Below are 20543 nucleotides of genomic sequence, written 5' to 3'. Positions count from 1 at the left end.
GAACAGTGTAATACAATAAAAGCAATTTTTTAGCATACTCCGAGCTAGTTTACCTAAGTCGTAAGATATGGTGGCTATGCCAACACAATGTGTTCAAGGATAGATGGGAAACGATCTATCCTCTCGTATTTAGAAAGGTGTCTATGCAACAACTTATCAAAATGTTTACATCATCCGAAGATCGATTGATTGACGCATTCAACCGTCAATATTTTTATCTTCGTCTTTCTATTACAGATGTCTGTAATTTCAAATGTAATTACTGTTTGCCGAATGGCTATCAGCCGCCAAGCAACAAACAGATGTTCCTGAGTGTTGATGAAATAGCGCGTCTTGTGAGTGCTTTTGCCGAATTAGGCACGGAAAAAGTGCGGATTACCGGTGGAGAGCCGACATTAAGAAAAGACTTTCTTGCAGTGGTGGAGGCGATTCGCCGTCAACAATCGATCAAGAAAATTGCTTTAACCACTAACGGTTACCGTATGGCAAAAGAGGTAGCGAGTTGGAAGCAAGCCGGCATTGATTCAATTAATGTCAGTGTGGACAGCTTAGATCCGCGTCTTTTTCATCTGATTACCGGAGAGAATAAATTGCACGATATTCTCAAAGGTATCGAACGTGCGTTTGCAGTCGGTTATGAAAAAATCAAAGTAAATGCAGTGTTGATGAAAAATTTAAATGATCACGGTTTTAATTCATTTTTGGCGTGGATTAAACATCAACCGATTCAAATGCGTTTTATCGAATTAATGCAAACCGGCGAAATGGATGCTTTTTTTCACCAACATCATTTATCCGGTGCGGTGTTAAAGCAGCGTTTATTGGCTTCGGGCTGGCAATTACAGCAAAAACATTATACTGATGGCCCGGCACAAGTGTTCAAGCATCCGGACTATGTTGGTGAAATCGGATTAATAATGCCGTATGAAAAAGATTTTTGTGCCAGCTGTAATCGTTTAAGGGTTTCTGCAAAAGGGAAACTGCATCTTTGTCTGTTTGGCGAAGAGGGCATTGATATTCGTCCTTGGTTACAAAATGATGAGCAACAGACTGAATTGCAACAACGTTTGATCACTGCCTTGCAAGGCAAACGAGAACATCACTTTTTGCATCAAGGTGATAGTGGCGTCAGACAGCATCTTGCCTCGATCGGCGGTTAATTTTGAATTTAATGGGAACAATATGAGTCAATTTACGCATATTAATCAATCCGGTGAAGCGAATATGGTGGATGTTTCTGCCAAGGCGGACACCGTACGTGAAGCACGAGCCGAAGGGTACGTGTTAATGGCAGCGGAAACATTAGCGATGATTATAGAGGGGAAACATCATAAAGGTGATGTTTTTGCGACTGCAAGGATTGCCGGTATTCAGGCAGCAAAACGGACGTGGGAATTAATTCCGTTATGTCATCCGTTGTTATTGAGCAAAGTGGAAGTTTCACTTTTTGCCGAACCGGAACACAATCGCATTCGTATTGAAAGTTATTGCAAGTTGACCGCAAAAACCGGCGTAGAAATGGAGGCATTGACTGCGGTGTCTGTAGCGGCTTTGACCATTTATGATATGTGTAAAGCGGTGCAAAAAGATATGAAAATTGACGGTATTCGTTTATTGGAAAAACTGGGCGGTAAATCGGGTCATTTTAAAGCGGAGGCGGAATGATTAAAGTTGTCTTTTTTGCGCAAACAAGAGAGTTAATCGGCAAGTCTGCGATCGAAGTTGAAGCGAAATATGCAGATGCCGAAGCATTACGCCAAGCATTATCAGAAAAAGGTGAACGTTGGGCATTAGCCTTAAATTCCGGGCGCATTTTGGTAGCGGTGAATCAATCAATTGTGCCGTTATCTACACCATTGCAAGCAGGAGATGAAGTTGCCTTTTTCCCACCGGTGACCGGAGGTTAAAATGGCGGAAATTGAAATTAGCGTGCAGACTGAGCCATTTGATCAAAATGCTATTTATCAATGGACTTCTGCGTCTGCAGAGAGTGGGGCGACAGTCATTTTTGTCGGTAAAGTGCGGGATATGAATTTAGGTGACAATGTTTCCGGTTTATATCTTGAGCATTATCCGGCAATGACGGAAAAGGCACTCCGAGAAATTGCTGAACAGGCAGCACAACGCTGGCAATTACAGCGTATTTATATCGTACATCGGGTCGGACAATTATATACCGGTGATGAAATCGTAGCGGTGGCGGTCAGCTCCGCCCATCGTGGCAGTGCTTATCAAGCCAATGAATTTATTATGGATTTTTTAAAAACCAAAGCACCGTTTTGGAAAAAAGAGACGACAAAAAACGGTGATCGTTGGCTGGATAGCAGAGAATCTGACCAACAAGCAGTGCATAGATGGGAATAAGTCGTTATTCCCTTTCTTTTTTGATTAAATTTCCTCCCAAAAATCCTGATCTAACGTTTTATCGGCAAGTTGCAATAAGCGAACCAAGTCATTAAATGTGGGTTGTGTTTCCATTGCCGGTAAGGCTTTCTGTAAACTCAATTTTTGATAGATCTTAAAGTACCACGCCAAGGTGCCTTCGTTTAATGGCGTTAACGAACGTTTTCCTAACCAATAAAAACCTTGTAAAGGCAACGAGATGATAAAAATAATCGTCAAAATGGTACTGGCGAACGAAGCAATATGATAACCGATGACAAAATATTGCCAGGCAAGGGTTAACAATAACAAGGGCATTAATAATTGTTGAGAAAATTTTGTCGCTTTAATAATTCTAGGTTCCGGGAAGATCATTTGCAGTTTTTTGATATGACTGATTTCTTGCCACATTGCAGCATAATTAACACCTTGTTTTAGCATATTGAACATAAATTAATCCTATTTTTTTAACCAATCTGACCCAAATAGGTTACACTTTTTTTGAAAAATTAAAAAAATTTTGATTTTATTCGCTTTGAAATTTATTTTTTACGCATAACAGTGTATCCTATCGCCACAAAATTTATCATCCTGTTTATTCAAACAGATTACTCTTAATTCAACAAGATAGGTTATTTCAATGACGCAAAATCTTATTCTTATTCTTAACTGTGGAAGTTCATCATTAAAATTCGCTATTTTAAATCCTGAAAGCGGAGAAGAGAAGTTATCCGGTCTTGCCGAAGCATTCCATTTGCCTGATGCACGTATTAAATGGAAATTGCACGGTGAAAAAGGGAATGCTGAATTAGGTGCAGGTGCAGCGCATAGTGAAGCACTTGATTTTATCGTGAAACATATTTTCCCATTAGATCCGTCTTTAAAAGAGAATATCGCCGCAATCGGACATCGTATCGTACACGGTGGTGAACGTTTTACAGCGTCAACTATTGTTGATGAAAGCGTTATTGAAGGTATTCGTGAAGCAATTCAATTTGCACCGTTACACAATCCTGCGCACTTAATCGGAATTGAAGAGTCTTTCAAAATGTTCCCTGAATTGAAAGATAAAAATGTTGTCGTGTTTGATACTGCCTTCCACCAAACTATCCCTGAAGAAGCATTCTTATACGCATTGCCATATTCAATGTATAAAGAACACGGTGTTCGCCGCTATGGTGCACACGGCACCAGCCACTATTATGTAACTAAAGAAGCAGCGAAACGCCTTAATATTGCTGAAGATAAAATTAATGCGATTACTTGCCATTTAGGTAATGGCGCATCAGTTTCTGCAATCCGTCACGGCAAATGTGTTGATACCTCAATGGGATTAACACCGTTAGAAGGTTTAGTTATGGGAACACGTTGCGGTGATGTTGATCCGGCGGTCACATTCTTTATGTCAAAAACATTGGGAATGAGTATGGATGAAATTGAGCTTACTCTGACCAAAAAATCCGGTTTATTAGGCTTAACCGAAGTCAGCAGTGATTGCCGTTATGCGGAAGATAATTACGATAAAGAAGAAGCGGCAAAACGTGCTTTAGACGTTTTCTGCTATCGTTTAGCAAAATATATCGGTAGCTATATGGTTGCTGTGGGTGAACCGATTGATGCGATTGTATTTACTGGTGGTATTGGTGAAAATTCCGCACACGTTCGTGAATTAACTTTAGCGCATTTAAAAACTTTTGGTTATAAAGTTGATAAAGAACGTAATCTTGCTGCGCGTTTTGGTAACGAAGGTGTGATTACTACTGAAGATTCACCTATTGCTATTGTAATTCCGACAAACGAAGAATTAGTAATTGCACAAGATACAGCACGTCTTTGCGTCAAATAATTGTTTTTCTGAACTGCCGATAAATTATCGGCAGTTTGTTTTTTATTCCTGAGTAAGAAGGTTATTATGTCAAGAACTATTATCCTGATTCCAATCAGTACCGGCGTTGGCTTGACCAGTGTCAGTTTAGGTTTAATCCAAGCCCTTGAGCAAAAAGGGGCAAAAATTGGCTTTATGAAGCCGATCTCACAACCTATTAGTGGAGAAGATACTTTAGATAGAACCACGTCTATTCTTTATCAAAGCCCGACAATCGATACCGCAAAAACATTTTTATTAAGTGAAGCGGAAAATATGATCGGACAGAATCAAACCGATGTATTGTTGGAAAAAATTGTTGAACGTCATCAAATCTTAGCAAGAAACAATGAAATTGTTGTGGTTGAGGGCTTAATTCCAACTCGCAAAAACTCTTATGCCAACAGTATTAACTATCGTATTGCGCAGGCATTGGATGCGGAAATTATTTTAGTTACTGCACCGGCAACCGATACTCCGGTGGAATTAAAAGAACGTGTTGAAGCGGCAGCCTCTCTTTTCGGTGGTAAAAATAACCCGAATTTATTGGGTGTGGTCATTAATAAATTCAATGCGCCGACAGATGAAAGTGGACGCACCCGTTTAGATTTGGCTGAGATTTTCGATTCTTTCCAACACAGCCATCTTAATGCCAATACCGTTTATAAATTGTTTGAAAAAAGCCCAATTCGTGTGCTTGCTTGCATTGATTGGAATCCGGAATTGGTTGCCAGCCGTGCAATCGACATCGCTCGCCATTTAGGCGCATCCATTTTAAAAGAGGGTGAAATTAATAAACGTCGTATTCGTGGTATTACGTTTTGTGCTAGAAGTTTACCGCACGTGATTGAACATCTTAAAGCTGGAAATTTAATGGTAACTTCTGCTGATCGCCCTGATGTAGTTGTAGCGATTGCTTTGGCGGCAATGAATGGCGTTGAAATTGGAGCAATGTTATTAACTGGCGGATATCGTCTAGATAACAATGTGGCTAAGTTATGTGAACGTGCTTTTGAAACCGGATTACCAATTTTCCGTGTTGAAGGTACAACTTGGCAAACTGCATTAAGTTTGCAGAGTTTCAATCTTGAAGTGCCGATTGATGATAAAGAACGTATCGAAGCTATCAAAGATTATATGGCACAACAGTTCAATAAAGAGTTGATTGAATCTTTAGTGGAAACAACTTCTAAAGTTCATCGTTTATCACCACCGGCATTCCGTTTCCAATTAACTGAATTGGCGCGTAATGCGAAAAAACGTATTGTATTGCCTGAAGGAGATGAACCTCGCACCGTTAAAGCTGCAGCACTTTGTGCGGAACGTGGCATTGCGGAATGTGTGTTGTTGGCAGATCCGACTTCCGTTGCACGTGTTGCCGAAGCACAAGGCGTACAGCTTGGTAAAGGTATTACCATTATTAATCCTGCCGATGTGCGTGAAAATTATGTGGCTCGTTTAGTAGAGTTGCGTAAAAACAAAGGTATGACAGAAGTCTTGGCGCGTGAACAGCTCGAAGATACCGTTGTGCTGGGTACAATGATGCTTGAAGCAAATGAAGTTGACGGCTTAGTTTCAGGAGCGGTACATACTACTGCGAATACTATTCGTCCACCACTTCAGTTAATTAAAACTGCGCCGGGTAGTTCATTAGTTTCTTCTGTGTTCTTTATGTTATTGCCGGATCAAGTCCTTGTTTATGGGGATTGTGCTATTAACCCAAATCCAACAGCAGAAGAGTTATCTGAAATTGCGATTCAATCAGCAGATTCTGCGAAAGCGTTTGGTATTGAGCCACGCGTAGCAATGATCTCGTACTCAACAGGCACATCAGGCAAAGGTGCGGATGTTGATAAAGTAAAAGAAGCGACTCGTTTAGCGAAAGAGAAACGTCCAGATCTTATCATTGACGGCCCATTACAATATGATGCCGCTGTGATGGAAGATGTGGCACGTTCTAAAGCACCAAATTCACCAGTAGCGGGTAAAGCGACAGTCTTTATCTTCCCTGATTTGAATACCGGTAACACCACCTATAAAGCAGTGCAACGTTCAGCAGATTTAATCTCTATTGGACCGATGCTTCAAGGTATGCGTAAACCGGTAAATGACCTATCCCGCGGTGCATTAGTGGATGATATTGTTTACACCATTGCCTTAACCGCAATTCAAGCAACCCAAAACTAATCATTCATTATCTTTTATTATTAAAAGAAATCAGCTGGCGTAAATCGTTGGCTGATTTTTTTATTTTCTGAATTATTTTGATGGTCTTTTTATACCTGCTATTTTTCTTAATTTTCATTTTTGAAACCTATCTTATCTATATTAATAAATAATTTGTAAAAAAATGTAAAATAATACGCAATCGATTGCGTTTTTTTTTTTAGACTAGGGAAGTTTTTTCAAAAAATTTTAATATGAAATTATCAGATATAGTGTTTTCATATTAAATGAATGTGTATTTGATGATAACTGATAGTGAGTTGATATTGGATTTTTTGATAAACATACCCATTGCTAGAGAAAAGCTTATCAACCTATTTAGCTGTATTGAGTTTGATATTTAGATAGTAATGTTTTTGTGCACTATTTGATAGTGTGAGTCTTATTTATAACCTTTAAGGATAAATTATGAGAAAATCAATTAAATTTTCTTTACTTGCATTATGTATAAGTAATGTTATCGCAGTGAATACAGTGTTTGCTGCAGAACAAAATCAGGAAAAATCACCTTCTCCTACCCTGTCTAAGCAACAACTTATTGCTGAAATTAATCAATTAAATAAGGAGATTTCAGCGAAAGAGAAGACAGCAGTAGCATTAAATAATCAAATAAAAGATTTGCAAAGTAAAATTACTAAGGCAAAACAGGACTTACAATCAAAAATAAAGGAGCGTGATGCTTTAACTAATAGTTTACAAGCTAGCAGTAAAGAAAAAGCACAGCTGGAAGGACAAATTAAATCTTTAACTGCTCAGTTAGCTGATTTACAAAAGAAAATTGATCCAAAAGTAGTGGAGTTAGTAAAACAAAAAAATACAGCAGAAACTCAGTTAAAAAAAGTGAATGCTGATGTGAGTAGTAAAACAAACCAATTAAATCAATTAACCGCCCAAATTAAACAATCGACAACGAAAGTTGAGCAACTCAAAGCACAAATCAAACCATTAGAAACTCAAATAAGCGGTTTAAATGCTCAAGTTAAACAACAACAAGATAAACTCACTAAAATTGCAGCAGAGCGAAAAGCAGTAACAACGAAGATTGCAGAATATACTAAAAATCAAGAGTGGGTGAAACAATATGAATTAGATAGCGATGGAGTAAGATGGCGTGATCTCTATTTTGATCGCGATTTTGATCGCGATAATGTCTCATTCTCAAAATCAAACTTTGCTAAGACTTCTGGTAATAAAATGCCTAAACATGTTGAGGTAATTACTGATGAGTTAGGAAATCGAGAATTATCTGAGTTCAGCGTAGAACTTTCTGGCTTTTATACACCTACGCTACCTCTTTCCCAATATAAAGCTAATCCTAGCAAAATTAATGAAGTTCTGATCGGTTCTGAACAACCTGAAAATAAAGGAAAAGCGGTTGGTAAAGCTTTTTTTGTTAATCAAAATTACTCTTCTTATGTAGCTTGGCGACCTGTGATGCTAGAAAAGTATGAACCAGAACGAATTCAAGCTTTAGTCGATGACGATAAAGATAAAGTCGATTATGTTGCTCGTACTGATTATCAAAAAGGCGTTGATATTAAATTGCAAGCACAACAGCGTTATGAATCTGTAAAAGCTAAAACACCGCAGATTACTTATCGTGGATATATGCTGAATGTTGGCGGTAAATCCGGCGATATTACATTAACTGCCGATTTAGATAAAAATGTAGTGAATGGCACAGTTACAAATAGAATCGTAAATCCACTACAGGATCGCCGAGATTTATTATTAAAAAATGGTCAAATCTCTGTAGATCGTGACGGGATTACTTTTAGAGGCACCCTTGGGAAAGCTATCATTCCTGTAGGGAATAATCCAGATAATTTGCCATTTAGAAATGCTAATTTTAGCGGTACTTTTGCAGGTAAAAATATGGAAGAAGTCGTAGGTAAAATATCTGGCTTGCCAAATGAGGCATCTTCAGTATTTGGTGGTACACAGGTAACAAAATAAATAAGGAATAAATTATGAAACAGAAAACATTTTTCCAATTAAGTACAATTACTTTAGCATGTGCAGCATTGATGGCGTGTAGCTCATCTTCCAGTGATTCTCCTGCTAAACCACTTACAGAAGCACAATTACAGCAACAGTTAGATAATGCTAAAACAAAATTAGCCAAAGTAAAACAGCAATTATCCGTAGCTCAAGCAGATGTTAATCAACATCAACAATCATTAACTCAAACCTCGCAGCAATTAACCCAAACTAAACAGCAATTAACTAAAGCGCAAAGTGATGTTAAACAGCTTGCGGATACAGTGAGTGCTAAAAAGGCAGAAGTAAGCCGTTTAACTCAAGAAATGGCGGAATTGGTAGAGGTACAAAAATTAGGGAACGGCGATGATATTCAGCAAAAACTTTCGCAAACCCAACAAGCATTAGAGAAAGCGAACAGCTCTTTATCTGAAGCTCAAAACCAATTAACTAATGCCGAAAAGCAGTCAGCTTCCCTGACGAAAACTGTTGCTGAGTTAGAGAGTAAAAAGAAATCGTTATCTACGCAAATTACCCAAAAACAGGCACAGTTAAGCCAATTAACCGCACAAGCAAAAACGGCAGAACAAGCATTAGATAAAGAAAAATCTCAACTTAAACAACTGACCCCAGACAATCCTATTGTTGAGGCACACGCTGAAGAGAATTATATGGGAGATCAATATAAATGGCGTAGTATTCGATTTGTAGATTCTCTTTCGGGTATAGAACAAGGTTCAATATCACAAAATATAGCTTCTACCGGCTATCTTGCGTATGGGAACATAGAAATCCTTGTACCTGGATCAAATGGTGTAGGTACAAGCCGCGAAAAGCGTAACTTTGCCGATATTGATTTTTCTCAATATCCAGTAAATTCTCAACAGATTCAAAGTAAAGAGCAGTTTGCACAAATATGTGCCTCAAGTAACGCTTGTAACCCAACGGTTAAGCGTAAAATTGCGGAAGCACGTTTTGTTAACCAAACCTACTCTACTTATTTTGCACATACTGCTATGTGGTATCAATCTGGCGCTGATGATGATTTTGTAGCTTCAGGAGGTATGGGATATATATTTAAAGAATTACCGCAGGATAATAATGTATGGACTAGACCATCTGACCAAGAGGTTGTTACTTACCAAGGTAAAACTCTTGCTTCTTATAATGCTAAGGATGGCACTCCAGCGCAAGGTGATATAACGTTAAAGGCTAATTTTGCAGACAATACGGTGTCTGGCACAGTAACTAATCGTAGTGGTTATAGGAATAATCAGGATATAGTCTTAATAAAAACGCCAATATCAGAACAAGGAACAAATAAGATAGGTTTTTCAGGTAGAATACAGTATGGTTCATATGATGCTAATAGGGGCTCAGATGGTTCATATAGAGGTATTTTTGTTGGTCCGAAAGCCGAAGAGGTAGTAGGGTTTATTAACGATGATCAAGTTTTTGGTGCTTCATCCCAATAATCCTTTTACATTCCCTGCTAGGCTTATGCTTAGCAGGGCTTTTTGTTTTTTAGATTGAGAACGATTTATTATGCCTAATTTAGTAAAAAAAACAACAAAGTTTGCCTTTTCTCCTATAGTAGTAGGGTTATTTCCGTTTATTTTTATAACAAATAGTTTAGCTGCTCCTGTTACTTCCCCGACAACCGTTATTGATGTTAAGACTGAGCCAAAAGAATATATTAATGTGGCACAACCGGATTTACGTTCTACGCCAAAAGTGCAACCAAAAGAGACAGCTACGAAACAAGATGACAGCCGTGAAATTACGGATGAAGAATTGCAACAACGCCCTGAACTTGCACGTAAGTTGTTAAATTATGTTATTGATACACAACGTTGGCATTTATTGCCTGATCTTTTAGAGATTTATAAGAAAACTCGTGATCCTGATCCTATTCTCATTGATTATGCTCAAGCGACACTTTATCGTGTACAAGGTAATTTAACAGGAGCCATTAGTTTATATCGCCATATTTTGGCAGATAATCCAAACTTTGGACCTGTTCGTTTCGCATTAGCACAAGCCTTATTCGAGGATTACCAAACAGAAGCAGCAGAAGATCAATTTAATAAATTACGAGCAAGCTCAAACCTTCCGCCAGAGATTATGGCTGTTTCTGAGCAATATTTAATGGCAATTAAGCAACAGTCAGCATGGTCGTTTAGTGGCTCTTTATCTTATTTACAAGATGATAATGTGAATAATGCAGCAAAAGATAAAGTGGTTTATATTGGTAATGTACCTTTCCAAAAAAGTGAAGAATCTTTGCCACAATCAGCCCATGGTTTGCAATATAGTATCAATTTGAGTAAAAAATTTAATTTAATTGGTCGCCATTCTCTTTATTTAGAAAATAATTTGTATGGAAAAAGTTTTTGGGATAACCACGAATATGACGATATTCTGAACCGTACTACAGTGGGTTATCAATATCAGGATATAAAGAATCGTTTTGCTATTCTTCCTTTCTATGCTTATCGCTGGTTCGGTGGTGAGAAATATAGCCGTAATTATGGTACTCGTTTTGAGTATGAACGTTGGTTATCACCAAAATGGCAAACCAGTTCAGCCATTGAATTAAGTAAAACGAAATATAAAGAAAATAGTGATGCGGATAGTAATAGTCAACTTTATTCTACAACCTTACTTCACTTATTTAATGCGAAAACCTATTTTTATGGGGGAGTAGATTATCAACGTGAAAAAGCTCAAAATCGAATGTTTTCTTCCGATCGAATGGGATTTCGTTTGGGGTGGGGACAAGAATGGAAATGGGGACTTTCTACCCGTTTACAATTTGGCATAGAACATCGTAACTTTAAAGAAAAGAACCTATTTTTTAATAAAGTTCGTAAAGATAAAGAATATAATAGTGTCTTTACTATATGGAATCGTGAATGGCATTTATGGGGAATTACTCCAAAACTTAATTTGAGTTGGATGAGAGTAGATAGTAATATTCCAGCACTGTATAGTTATGATAAAAATAGAGTTTTTTTAAATTTTGAGAAAACATTCTAATCGTCATTGTATTGCTTTACTTATACGAAATTAAATAGGTTTTATTTTTTCTTCAAAATATCAGCTGGCGTAAATCGTTGGCTGATTTTTTTATTTTCTGAATTTGGTTAGGGTAGAGGTAAAATAGATTTATAGATAGATGAAAAATAAAGGCGTAATACTACGCCTTTATCAGAAGATAGGATTAAAGTTTAAAATCCTCAAAGTCATCAACATCAACTTTAGAGTCAATTTGACCCACCAAATAGGAGCTGACCTCCACTTCTTGTGGTGCAACCTGTACATTGTCTGACACCAACCAAGCATTAATCCAAGGAATTGGGTTGGAACGCGTGGTGAACGGCAGTGGTAAGCCGACCGCCTGCATACGAATATTAGTAATATATTCTACATATTGGCACAAAATATCTTTATTCAAACCGATCATCGAACCGTCTTTAAACAGATAGTTTGCCCACTCTTTTTCTTGTTCGGCAGCAGCAACAAAGAGATCATAAGCTTCTTGTTGGCACTCTTCGGCAATTTCTGCCATTTCCGGATCATCTTGACCTGCAGCCATAATATTTAGAATATGTTGTGTTCCGGTAAGGTGAAGTGCTTCATCACGCGCAATAAATTTGATGATTTTCGCATTGCCTTCCATTAATTTACGTTCTGCAAAAGCAAAAGAGCAGGCGAATGAAACATAGAAACGGATTGCTTCTAACGCATTAACACTCATTAAACAAAGGTATAATTGACGTTTTAAATTGCGCAATGTTACTTGATATTCTTTACCGTCAACGGTGTAAGTGCCTTCGCCATAAAGTGAGTAGAGTTGTGAATCACGAATTAAATCATCGTAATAAGCCGAAATATCTCTTGCACGTTTGATAATTTCTTGATTGGTGACAATATCGTCAAACACAATCGAAGGATCATTAACAATGTTACGAATAATGTGTGTGTAAGAACGGGAATGAATGGTTTCCGAGAAGGTCCAAGTTTCAATCCAAGTTTCTAATTCCGGAATGGATACCAATGGCAACAATGCCACATTTGGGCTACGACCTTGAATTGAGTCGAGCAGTGTTTGATATTTTAAATTACTGATAAAAATATGTTTTTCGTGTTCCGGTAAAGACTGATAGTCAATACGATCTTGAGAAACATCCACCTCTTCCGGACGCCAGAAGAAAGAGAGCTGTTTCTCAATAAGTTTTTCAAAAGTTTCATATTTTTGTTGATCGTAACGTGCCACATTCACGTTTTGCCCGAAAAACATCGGCTCTTTAAGTTGATCGTTTTTATGTTGTGAAAAAGTGGTATAAGCCATTTTTATTTCCTCGAATTAGATACCGACAATAAAAAGGTCAGAAGCACTGACCTTTTTATTAGAATTAAATCTTACAAGCACCGCCGGCGCAACCATCATCAAGATCTTCTTGACTGTCTTCGGCACCGTCACGTGTATTTTGATAATAAAGCGTTTTTACACCATATTTATACGCTGTCAATAAATCTTTTAACAACACTTTCATAGGCACTTTGCCGTCTTCAAAGCGTTGCGGATCATAATTGGTATTAGCCGAAATGGATTGGTCGATAAATTTTTGCATAATCGCAACTAAATGCAAGTAACCATCGTTATTCGGAATATCCCAAAGCAATTCATAATTTTCACTTAAATTTTCATAATCCGGCACGACTTGACGCAAAATACCGTCTTTCGATGCTTTAATGCTGACAAAGCCACGTGGCGGTTCAATACCATTGGTTGCATTAGAGATTTGTGAAGAGGTTTCTGACGGCATTAATGCGGTTAAGGTTGAGTTACGCAAGCCAAATTCCTGAATCTCTTTGCGTAAACTTTCCCAGTCATAATGCAGTGGTTCTTTGGTTAAACTATCGACATCTTTTTTGTAGGTATCGATCGGCAAAATACCTTTGGCATAAGTTGTTTCATCAAAGAATTTACAAGGTCCGAACTCTTTTGCTAATTGGTTTGATGCCTTCAATAAGTAATATTGAATCGCTTCAAAAGTGCGGTGAGTTAAATCATTGGCAGAACCGTCCGAATAACGCACACCGTTTTTGGCTAAATAATAGGCATAATTAATAACACCGATACCTAACGCACGACGACCCATTGCCCCAATTTCAGCTGCTTTCACCGGATAGTTTTGATAATCCAATAAAGCATCCAATGCACGAACTGCCAAATCAGCTAAATCTTCCAATTCATCCAAATTGTTTAATGCACCAAGATTGAATGCAGAAAGGGTACAAAGCGCAATTTCACCGTTTTCATCGTGAATATGTTGCAACGGCTTGGTCGGTAACGCAATTTCAAGGCAGAGATTGGATTGACGCACCGGTGCCACTGACGGATCGAACGGCGAGTGAGTATTACAATGATCCACGTTTTGGATATAAATACGACCGGTTGATGCACGCTCCTGCATTAATAACGAGAACAGTTCGATAGCTTTAACCGAACGTTTACGAATATCCGGATCCTGTTCATATTTTAAATAAAGCTGTTCAAATTTTTCCTGATCGGCGAAGAACGCTGCATAAAGCCCCGGCACATCAGATGGGCTGAAGAGTGTAATATCTGCGCCTTTAATTAAACGTTGATACATCAGTTTATTTAACTGCACACCGTAATCCATATGGCGCACACGGTTATCTTCAACACCACGGTTATTTTTTAACACTAATAAACTTTCAACTTCCAAGTGCCAAATCGGGTAATAAACGGTTGCTGCGCCACCACGAACGCCGCCTTGCGAGCAGGATTTCACCGCTGTTTGGAAGTGTTTATAAAATGGAATACAACCAGTGTGGAACGCTTCACCATTACGAATTGGGCTACCTAATGCTCGAATAGCACCGGCATTTACACCGATACCGGCACGTTGTGAAACATATTTCACAATAGCGGCAGAAGTTGCATTAATTGAATCTAGACTATCATCACATTCGATTAATACGCAGGAGCTGAATTGACGAGTTGGGGTACGAACACCCGCCATAATTGGTGTTGGTAATGAAATTTTAAAAGTGGATGTCGCATCGTAAAAACGGCGAATATAATTTAAACGAGTTTCTTTTGGATATTGTGCGAATAAGGAAGCTGCAACCAAAATATATAAAAATTGTGCAGATTCATAGATTTCACCGGTTACACGATTTTGGACGAGATATTTCCCTTCAAGCTGTTTAACAGCAGCATAAGAGAAAGTCATATCGCGCCAATGGTCGAGATAAGTGTCCATTTCATCCCACTCTTCACGGGAATAATCTACTAAAAGAGAAGCGTCGTATTTTCCCATACGAACTAAACGCTTTACTTGTTCATAAAGGCGAGGTGGCTCAAAATGACCGAAAGCTTTTTTACGCAGATGGAAAATCGCCAAGCGAGCAGCAAGGTACTGATAGTCTGGAGTATCTTTACTAATTAAATCTGCAGCAGATTTAATGATTGTTTCGTGAATATCGGAAGTTTTAATGCCTTCATAAAACTGAATATGTGAACGCAATTCTACTTGCGAAACAGAAACATTATTTAAACCTTCTGCTGCCCAAGTAATTACACGATGGATTTTATCCAAATTGATAGGCTCTAAACGCCCATCACGTTTAGTTACTCGAAGTGATGTATTCATTAATAAAGATCCCTAACACAATATGTTGTATTTTTAAAAAAATTTTCGTCAATATAATGTGTTTCGAGAAAAACTCAAGCAGAAAAATTTGTGGAAATGAGAGATCTGCAATTGACAAAAACTAACTTATTTAAAAATAAAGAATTTCTCAATTTGCTTTTGAATCCATTCGCACAAAAAGAAAACATTGCACAAAATAAGTACAATAATCTATTTAATTTCTATTAAAATCAATGAGATATTGCCGATCTTAACAATAATCCTATTGCTTTAAATCGATTTGATAAACCGACTGAAACCAAAGAAAACATATCAGAAGAAAATACACTGCACGCACCTGATACGCCGGAAACTACCGCTGATTTAATGGATAAATCATTAAATTTGGCTTTTACATAGTTACTATGATAGTTACTAAAATCTTTGGTTAGAACCGATTTAATACGAAAGGTTGCGAGGGGTAAAACAGCCGAAAAGCCCTGTTATTACTGGATTTATAAAGGTTTTTTGATTAGATATGAAAGGTTGCGAAAGGTAAGATGGTGCGACCGGGTTATCTTTAAAATCTAATTAAATCAAACATTTATAATTGATGGTGTAAATCGGTGTAATTGATGGTTTTATGTTCAATTTTTTATTGATTGCTTAATAATTGTTTAATTTTGCGTTTTTCGTCATCAGACAGTTGTTGAATTAAGGTTAAAGTTAAATCATTAGCAATAAGTTGTGATGTTTTGGTGGAGTGGGAAAATTGCAGGTTGAGGACAAAACGGTGGCCACATTGTGGGTTTAAACATTGGCAATAAATGCGGCTAAGTTCCGGGTGTTCTTTTTGTGTTTTGGTAATGGCGGATTTGTGATGGCAAACTTTGCAAAAGACTGTTAATGATTTTGGCATAGTAGACAATAGCGTAAAATGTTGTTTTGCTATTATAGCAGTCTAGACGTATAGAAGTCTATTTTTGAAATAGACTTCTAGATAGTGTTGAGGTGCTTAATCTTTTTTTAAGTTGCGATAAATTTCACAAAGTTTTTTAATGCCTTGCGGTCGGGTGCTTGCTAATTCGGACAAAACAGCATCGAATTCAGTAGCAAGATCGGCATCAAGTCTCAGTGAAATTGCCTTAACCTTACCTTCTTCAAGTGCTTTTTTATTGTAAGCGGCAGCAGTTTTCGCGCGTAGTTTTTTGCTGTGTTCGGTGTTGCTATTTGCCATTTCTTTTTACCTCTTGCTTTTTGTGTTTATGTTGTTTATAGTGTTTAGGAATTACCTAGCGGTCGTGCCAGCAACCGCTAGGATTTGGTTCATTGCTAATAGGCGTTTGCGCTAATCGCCATTAGTAAAATGAACAGGATTATTAAAGCAATGTGACGCATAATCCTAATTCCTATTCAATGCCCCGAACTGAACGAGTCGGGGCTTTCTCGTTTCTAGCCCTTGCTAGATGTGTTTATTATATTCAATATAATAATAAAATACAAGAAATTTTTAATAAAAAACCGCTTTTTAGCGGTTTTTTGTTGAGAACTTAATAAATTATTTTGCCTTTATTTGCTTATCTCTTTTAAATAAGATTTTGTTTTTATTGCTGATTTCTGGGTCTTTGTTGATTTGCGCTGCGATAAAATCTTGTAGCGGATAGGCTTCTGTTTCGCGGTATGCCGCTAAAATTTTTAATGGGTCACCTAATCCGCCGGTGTTGCTCGGGATAATGCCGGATAAACCGGGCGGAAAGCGGTGCGCAGTTAAAACATCTTGAGCAGAGATATTTTTCACGGCATTAAATTCGTCTTTTTTGCCGGTGTCGCCGACCGAAATTAATTTAACGCCGTCAGGGTTGCCATCGGGAATATTGATAAACATACTCTTAAAATTGCCAACGCCTTTTGATTGCTCAATTTTTTTTCTGATCATATCTTCTGCATCTTGGTCGAGGTCAGGGTCGGTGGTGTAGAGGATGAAGCCCATATGTGCGCCGTTAGAATAGTAACGACGGCGGAAGATAGTTGCATCACTATTTAGTAGAGCGGATTCAATACCGCCGACATAATCAGGCGCGCCATAGGTTTGTTGTAATGGGTCATAAAGTTTAATAAAAATAATATCGTCAGGTTTGTACTCGTAATAATGAGTTTTATCGTTATACAGCGCTTTTTTAAACAAATAGAGATAATTGCCATCTTTCTTAACGCGCAGATAAAGGGATGATAACACGTGCAGGCGTATAACCTCACCAAAAACATTACGAATTTTTAGCAATGCAACATCGCCAAACTGAATAAGGTTTAAGCAAAGTGTTTTCATATCGACAAAATCACCGTTATAGCCAGAGCTGACAATATTTGCCCGGCTTTGTAAAATGCCGCAATGTTGAGCGTTGTAATACGGCAATTTAGCTAAAATGGCACGGTTATACGGCGGTAAATAACAATCTAGCGTGTTATCAACAATTAAGCCTAAATGCTCGATTCCAGATGGTTCAAACTTGCTAAAAGTTTGCGGCATTTTTTGTGTTACTGCCTTATTTTGCTTTTGTTTTAAATAATATTTAGTCATAGTTTTTTCCTCTAATTCATTGCCCACGCAGAGCGCCGGCGTGGTTTATTGTTTAATTCCTTGCGGTTGATAGCGTTAGCGATTGCCCAAAATACATCGGCGTGTTGGTTTTGGCTGGTGCGTTCCGCAACAAAGGTGGCCCTATCGCCCGATTTTGTAGTAGTTTGTTTAATCATCAAGAACGCTGCCGGAATATCGGACTCTTGGTTTGACCATTCCAACATATTTTTTTCGATTAAATGGTGTACTTTTAAGACGAGTGCCGCTTTGCTTTCTACACTATAAATAATCGGCACGGTTTCACGCCGTGCAAACAAGGTGATCATTTCATACACGCCCACGCCAACGCCGCTGGTGTCAATGCCGATATAGCTCACGTTGTAGCGTTGGTAGATTTGTTTAATCTGTTCCGCTTGATAGCTATAGCTTAAGCCGTGCCATTGGTGGCGTTCTAGGATGCGATATTTTTCGCCGGGCAGCACCGGTGGCGCAATTACCACAAAACTTGCACCGTCGTAGCTTTTTGCTGGGTCATAGCCGCACCACACTTCACGATTATCAAGAGGGCGGTCGCTATCCGGTCGAAAGTCTTGCCATTTGCTGATGTCGGTTGCACATTTGAGCAATTGCGAAATATTGAAAATGGAGTCGGCGTCATCAATCCATTTACACATAAATAACTGATCAAAGGCAGCTTTGTTATATTTGCGCTTTAATGCCTCAAGGTCGAACAGCTCGCCGGCACCGCCGGCTAATGCGTCATCAATGGTGATAACGTACCGCCATTGACCATCAGGGCATTCACGACCGCCGTCACGCATCTCTTTTATTGTCGGAAACGGTATATTTTTGCGTTTTGCGTCTTTGCCGCGCCAATCATCACCGTTCCAGAATTGGTAGGCACTATGTCGCGTTGAGCTTGGCGTGCTGAAGTAGGTCTCGCGCCATTTTTTGTGCGTTGCCATTGCGGAGGCAACGGTATAAAACTCGGTAAAATTGCGCAGCCACGCATATTCATCACCGTAGATATGCCCGTGATAACCTTGTGCCGTGCTTTTGTTGGTCGACAAAAAATGCAATTCTGCGCCATTGCTTAACACAATCGGATTCCCTTTTAGCTCAACATCAAAAAACTGTAGAGCCATTTTGCGGATGTAGGTTAAGAAAATTTCCGCTTGCCGCTTTGAGGCGGATAAAAAGATTTGGTTATCACCGGTTAAAATGGCGTCTTCCAACGCCTCAAAGGCAAAATAGTAGGTCATACCGACTTGTCGTGATTTTAAAATATTGCGCACTTTTCGGTGTTTATTATCTCGACAAGTCAATTGATATTTGAATAACGTATTTAAAAACGGTTGCATCATTTCCGGCGTGACGTGCGAAATGTCGTTTTTCTTGCGCCGTTTTGATTTTTTGCTTTGGCTTTGATCCGGCTGTTCGTTGTGCTGGTCGTTATATGTCATTGCTGCAGTGCTTTTCGCCGCTTGTGTAGCACGTTGTTTTTTATACTGCAGGTCTTTGTCGATAAGCGATTCCAACTCTTTAATTTCTTGTTCGCTTTTGTTTTCGCGGTCGACCAGCGTCAAAATGCGCAGCGAGATCAATTCCTCAACGCCGTGTTCATTCAGCAGGTTGCGCCAGTTGTATTTTTCCGCCCAGTAGTAGATGGGGCGCGCACTGTTTAGCTTTAATTCTTGTGCAATTTCTTGCGGTGTGAATTTTTTCAAATAGAGGTGTTTAGCGGCGTAGATAATCTCGTCGCTATAACGTGTTGATTTTCTGATTCTTAATTTTGTCTCTTTCATAGGCGTAATTTTGCGCACTCTTGGCTAAAAAATCGTGTAGCAATTTTCGGAAATCGTCGGAAATGGTCGGTTATCCTCGCATTTCCGACGATTTCCGAATTTTGGCGGATGCAATTTGTGCAAAAAAATCACAAGATAGCGGCAGATTTATTTTTAAGCGTGGAGAGAGTGTAAAAAATGGCAGATAAATTGGAGCTTGTAACCGATTTTGTTTGTGTGGCAACCAGCGGTAAAACCGCAGACGGTCGGGAGATTTCAGCGGCAGACTTGCACGCAATGGCAGAAAATTATGATCCGTCAGTCTATACCGCCAATATTTGGTTGGAGCATTACCGCTTTTTGTCAAATTTTGGGCAAGTCAAAGAGCTGAAAGCAACAGACGAAGGCGGAAAAACAAAATTATATGCCCGGCTAGCCCCGAATGCTCGCTTGCTTGAGCTAAACAGAGAGGGTGTCGGTTTATTTACCAGCATTGAAATTACACCAAATTTTGCCGATACCAACGCCGCCTATTTGACAGGTTTAGCCGTCACAGACAGTCCGGCAAGTATAGGCACAACGCAGCTCCATTTTTCTAAGCGTATCAAAGATGATGTGATTGTAGGGCAGCCGGAAAAACTTGAAGCGAGCTTATTTGCTAAAGAAGAGCAGCAAGAGTTATCAGCATTAAAACGCTTTTTTACACGTTTTTTTAATTCCAATTCCGAAAATAATAACAACAAAGAGGAAGAGTCAATGAACGAACAGCAATTTGCACAACTGGAACAAACAATCACCGCAGCGATTGCGGCAGGTTTTTCCGCTATTAAGTCAAAACCAGAAGTAGAGCAAGAAAAACCAGAGCCGGCAAATTTTGCAACGAAAACAGAAAAAGAAGAGCCAGCAAAATTTGCCACAGAGCAACAAGTGGCAGAATTGACGGCAAAAGTGGAGCAATTGACAGAAGCGTTTAACAAGGCAACGCAACACGCAGTGACAGAAGTTCCACAGGGTGAGCCGACAAAAACGGCGTTGAATTTTGCCGTTTAATCGGTTGAGAA

The 20543-nt window shown here is 38.7% G+C and carries 17 protein-coding genes and 1 riboswitch; of the genes, 10 read left to right on the top strand and 7 right to left on the bottom strand.

Annotated elements, in window-relative coordinates:
- Positions 1-25: 25 nt before the first annotated feature.
- Positions 26-156: riboswitch (molybdenum cofactor riboswitch) on the top strand.
- The 4 genes from moaA (at position 144) to moaE (ending at position 2364) form a co-directional block, all read left to right on the top strand.
- Positions 144-1160, top strand: a complete 1017-nt coding sequence (moaA, locus tag A3EO_RS0107440; RefSeq protein WP_018346636.1) for a GTP 3',8-cyclase MoaA — start codon at positions 144-146, stop codon at positions 1158-1160. (Overlaps the previous riboswitch by 13 nt.)
- Before the next feature lie 22 nt (positions 1161-1182).
- Complete coding sequence (gene moaC / locus A3EO_RS0107435) at positions 1183-1665, top strand: cyclic pyranopterin monophosphate synthase MoaC (RefSeq protein WP_018346635.1); 483 nt, start codon at positions 1183-1185, stop codon at positions 1663-1665.
- Positions 1662-1907, top strand: coding sequence for a molybdopterin synthase sulfur carrier subunit (moaD, locus tag A3EO_RS0107430; RefSeq protein ID WP_018346634.1), 246 nt, complete (start codon positions 1662-1664; stop codon positions 1905-1907). Before moaC ends, moaD begins: the two co-directional genes overlap by 4 nt.
- Before the next feature lies 1 nt (position 1908).
- Positions 1909-2364, top strand: coding sequence for a molybdopterin synthase catalytic subunit MoaE (moaE, locus tag A3EO_RS0107425; protein WP_018346633.1), 456 nt, complete (start codon positions 1909-1911; stop codon positions 2362-2364).
- 24 nt (positions 2365-2388) lie between these two features.
- Here the strand turns inward: moaE and yfbV are convergent, their stop codons facing one another.
- Complete coding sequence (yfbV, locus tag A3EO_RS0107420; RefSeq protein ID WP_018346632.1) at positions 2389-2832, bottom strand: terminus macrodomain insulation protein YfbV; 444 nt, start codon at positions 2830-2832, stop codon at positions 2389-2391.
- A 190-nt stretch (positions 2833-3022) separates the two neighbouring features.
- On the opposite strand from yfbV, the gene A3EO_RS0107415 reads away from it, so the two are divergent.
- The 5 genes from A3EO_RS0107415 (at position 3023) to A3EO_RS12795 (ending at position 11491) form a co-directional block, all read left to right on the top strand.
- Positions 3023-4228, top strand: coding sequence for an acetate kinase (locus tag A3EO_RS0107415; RefSeq protein WP_018346631.1), 1206 nt, complete (start codon positions 3023-3025; stop codon positions 4226-4228).
- 66 nt (positions 4229-4294) lie between these two features.
- The gene (gene pta, locus A3EO_RS0107410; RefSeq protein WP_018346630.1) at positions 4295-6433 is read left to right on the top strand and encodes a phosphate acetyltransferase; all 2139 of its coding nucleotides are present in this window, start codon (positions 4295-4297) and stop codon (positions 6431-6433) included.
- 447 nt (positions 6434-6880) lie between these two features.
- Entirely contained in the window at positions 6881-8428 is a 1548-nt protein-coding gene (locus A3EO_RS0107405) for a hypothetical protein (protein WP_018346628.1), read from the top strand.
- A gap of 14 nt (positions 8429-8442) precedes the next feature.
- Positions 8443-9927: a factor H binding protein domain-containing protein gene (locus A3EO_RS0107400; RefSeq protein ID WP_018346627.1), complete on the top strand. Its 1485-nt coding sequence runs from the start codon at positions 8443-8445 to the stop codon at positions 9925-9927.
- A gap of 70 nt (positions 9928-9997) precedes the next feature.
- Positions 9998-11491, top strand: coding sequence for a surface lipoprotein assembly modifier (locus tag A3EO_RS12795; RefSeq protein WP_018346626.1), 1494 nt, complete (start codon positions 9998-10000; stop codon positions 11489-11491).
- 184 nt (positions 11492-11675) lie between these two features.
- On the opposite strand, the gene nrdB is transcribed toward A3EO_RS12795, so the two are convergent.
- The 6 genes from nrdB to A3EO_RS0107360 all read right to left on the bottom strand — a co-directional run bounded on the left by nrdB (position 11676) and on the right by A3EO_RS0107360 (position 19503).
- Entirely contained in the window at positions 11676-12806 is a 1131-nt protein-coding gene (gene nrdB, locus A3EO_RS0107390; RefSeq protein ID WP_013747238.1) for a class Ia ribonucleoside-diphosphate reductase subunit beta, read from the bottom strand.
- 64 nt (positions 12807-12870) lie between these two features.
- Positions 12871-15141 carry a class 1a ribonucleoside-diphosphate reductase subunit alpha gene (nrdA, locus tag A3EO_RS0107385; RefSeq protein ID WP_013747239.1) on the bottom strand — a complete coding sequence of 757 codons (2271 nt, stop codon included), beginning with the start codon at positions 15139-15141 and terminating at the stop codon, positions 12871-12873.
- A gap of 634 nt (positions 15142-15775) precedes the next feature.
- Positions 15776-16039, bottom strand: a complete 264-nt coding sequence (locus tag A3EO_RS0107375; RefSeq protein ID WP_013747240.1) for an ogr/Delta-like zinc finger family protein — start codon at positions 16037-16039, stop codon at positions 15776-15778.
- Between the two features lie 96 nt (positions 16040-16135).
- Positions 16136-16357 carry a hypothetical protein gene (locus A3EO_RS0107370; RefSeq protein ID WP_013747241.1) on the bottom strand — a complete coding sequence of 74 codons (222 nt, stop codon included), beginning with the start codon at positions 16355-16357 and terminating at the stop codon, positions 16136-16138.
- A 321-nt stretch (positions 16358-16678) separates the two neighbouring features.
- Complete coding sequence (locus A3EO_RS0107365) at positions 16679-17698, bottom strand: phage portal protein (protein ID WP_018346624.1); 1020 nt, start codon at positions 17696-17698, stop codon at positions 16679-16681.
- An 11-nt stretch (positions 17699-17709) separates the two neighbouring features.
- Complete coding sequence (locus A3EO_RS0107360; protein ID WP_018346623.1) at positions 17710-19503, bottom strand: terminase large subunit domain-containing protein; 1794 nt, start codon at positions 19501-19503, stop codon at positions 17710-17712.
- 177 nt (positions 19504-19680) lie between these two features.
- Here A3EO_RS0107360 and A3EO_RS0107350 point away from each other — a divergent pair, with 177 nt between their 5' ends.
- Entirely contained in the window at positions 19681-20532 is an 852-nt protein-coding gene (locus tag A3EO_RS0107350; protein ID WP_018346621.1) for a GPO family capsid scaffolding protein, read from the top strand.
- Positions 20533-20543 lie beyond the last annotated feature (11 nt).

This window comes from Gallibacterium anatis DSM 16844 = F 149 (assembly GCF_000379785.1).
Lineage (GTDB): Bacteria > Pseudomonadota > Gammaproteobacteria > Enterobacterales > Pasteurellaceae > Gallibacterium > Gallibacterium anatis.
Note: the sequence above shows the minus strand (reverse complement) of the source record. Positions and strands in the feature narration are given on the sequence as shown.

Bases quoted from the DNA above. Each gene is read 5' to 3' on its own strand.
- moaA (WP_018346636.1), top strand. From the start codon at position 144: ATGCAACAACTTATCAAAATGTTTACATCATCCGAAGATCGATTGATT.
- moaC (WP_018346635.1), top strand. From the start codon at position 1,183: ATGAGTCAATTTACGCATATTAATCAATCCGGTGAAGCGAATATGGTG.
- moaD (WP_018346634.1), top strand. From the start codon at position 1,662: ATGATTAAAGTTGTCTTTTTTGCGCAAACAAGAGAGTTAATCGGCAAG.
- moaE (WP_018346633.1), top strand. From the start codon at position 1,909: ATGGCGGAAATTGAAATTAGCGTGCAGACTGAGCCATTTGATCAAAAT.
- yfbV (WP_018346632.1), bottom strand. From the start codon at position 2,832: ATGTTCAATATGCTAAAACAAGGTGTTAATTATGCTGCAATGTGGCAA.
- A3EO_RS0107415 (WP_018346631.1), top strand. From the start codon at position 3,023: ATGACGCAAAATCTTATTCTTATTCTTAACTGTGGAAGTTCATCATTA.
- pta (WP_018346630.1), top strand. From the start codon at position 4,295: ATGTCAAGAACTATTATCCTGATTCCAATCAGTACCGGCGTTGGCTTG.
- A3EO_RS0107405 (WP_018346628.1), top strand. From the start codon at position 6,881: ATGAGAAAATCAATTAAATTTTCTTTACTTGCATTATGTATAAGTAAT.
- A3EO_RS0107400 (WP_018346627.1), top strand. From the start codon at position 8,443: ATGAAACAGAAAACATTTTTCCAATTAAGTACAATTACTTTAGCATGT.
- A3EO_RS12795 (WP_018346626.1), top strand. From the start codon at position 9,998: ATGCCTAATTTAGTAAAAAAAACAACAAAGTTTGCCTTTTCTCCTATA.
- nrdB (WP_013747238.1), bottom strand. From the start codon at position 12,806: ATGGCTTATACCACTTTTTCACAACATAAAAACGATCAACTTAAAGAG.
- nrdA (WP_013747239.1), bottom strand. From the start codon at position 15,141: ATGAATACATCACTTCGAGTAACTAAACGTGATGGGCGTTTAGAGCCT.
- A3EO_RS0107375 (WP_013747240.1), bottom strand. From the start codon at position 16,039: ATGCCAAAATCATTAACAGTCTTTTGCAAAGTTTGCCATCACAAATCC.
- A3EO_RS0107370 (WP_013747241.1), bottom strand. From the start codon at position 16,357: ATGGCAAATAGCAACACCGAACACAGCAAAAAACTACGCGCGAAAACT.
- A3EO_RS0107365 (WP_018346624.1), bottom strand. From the start codon at position 17,698: ATGACTAAATATTATTTAAAACAAAAGCAAAATAAGGCAGTAACACAA.
- A3EO_RS0107360 (WP_018346623.1), bottom strand. From the start codon at position 19,503: ATGAAAGAGACAAAATTAAGAATCAGAAAATCAACACGTTATAGCGAC.
- A3EO_RS0107350 (WP_018346621.1), top strand. From the start codon at position 19,681: ATGGCAGATAAATTGGAGCTTGTAACCGATTTTGTTTGTGTGGCAACC.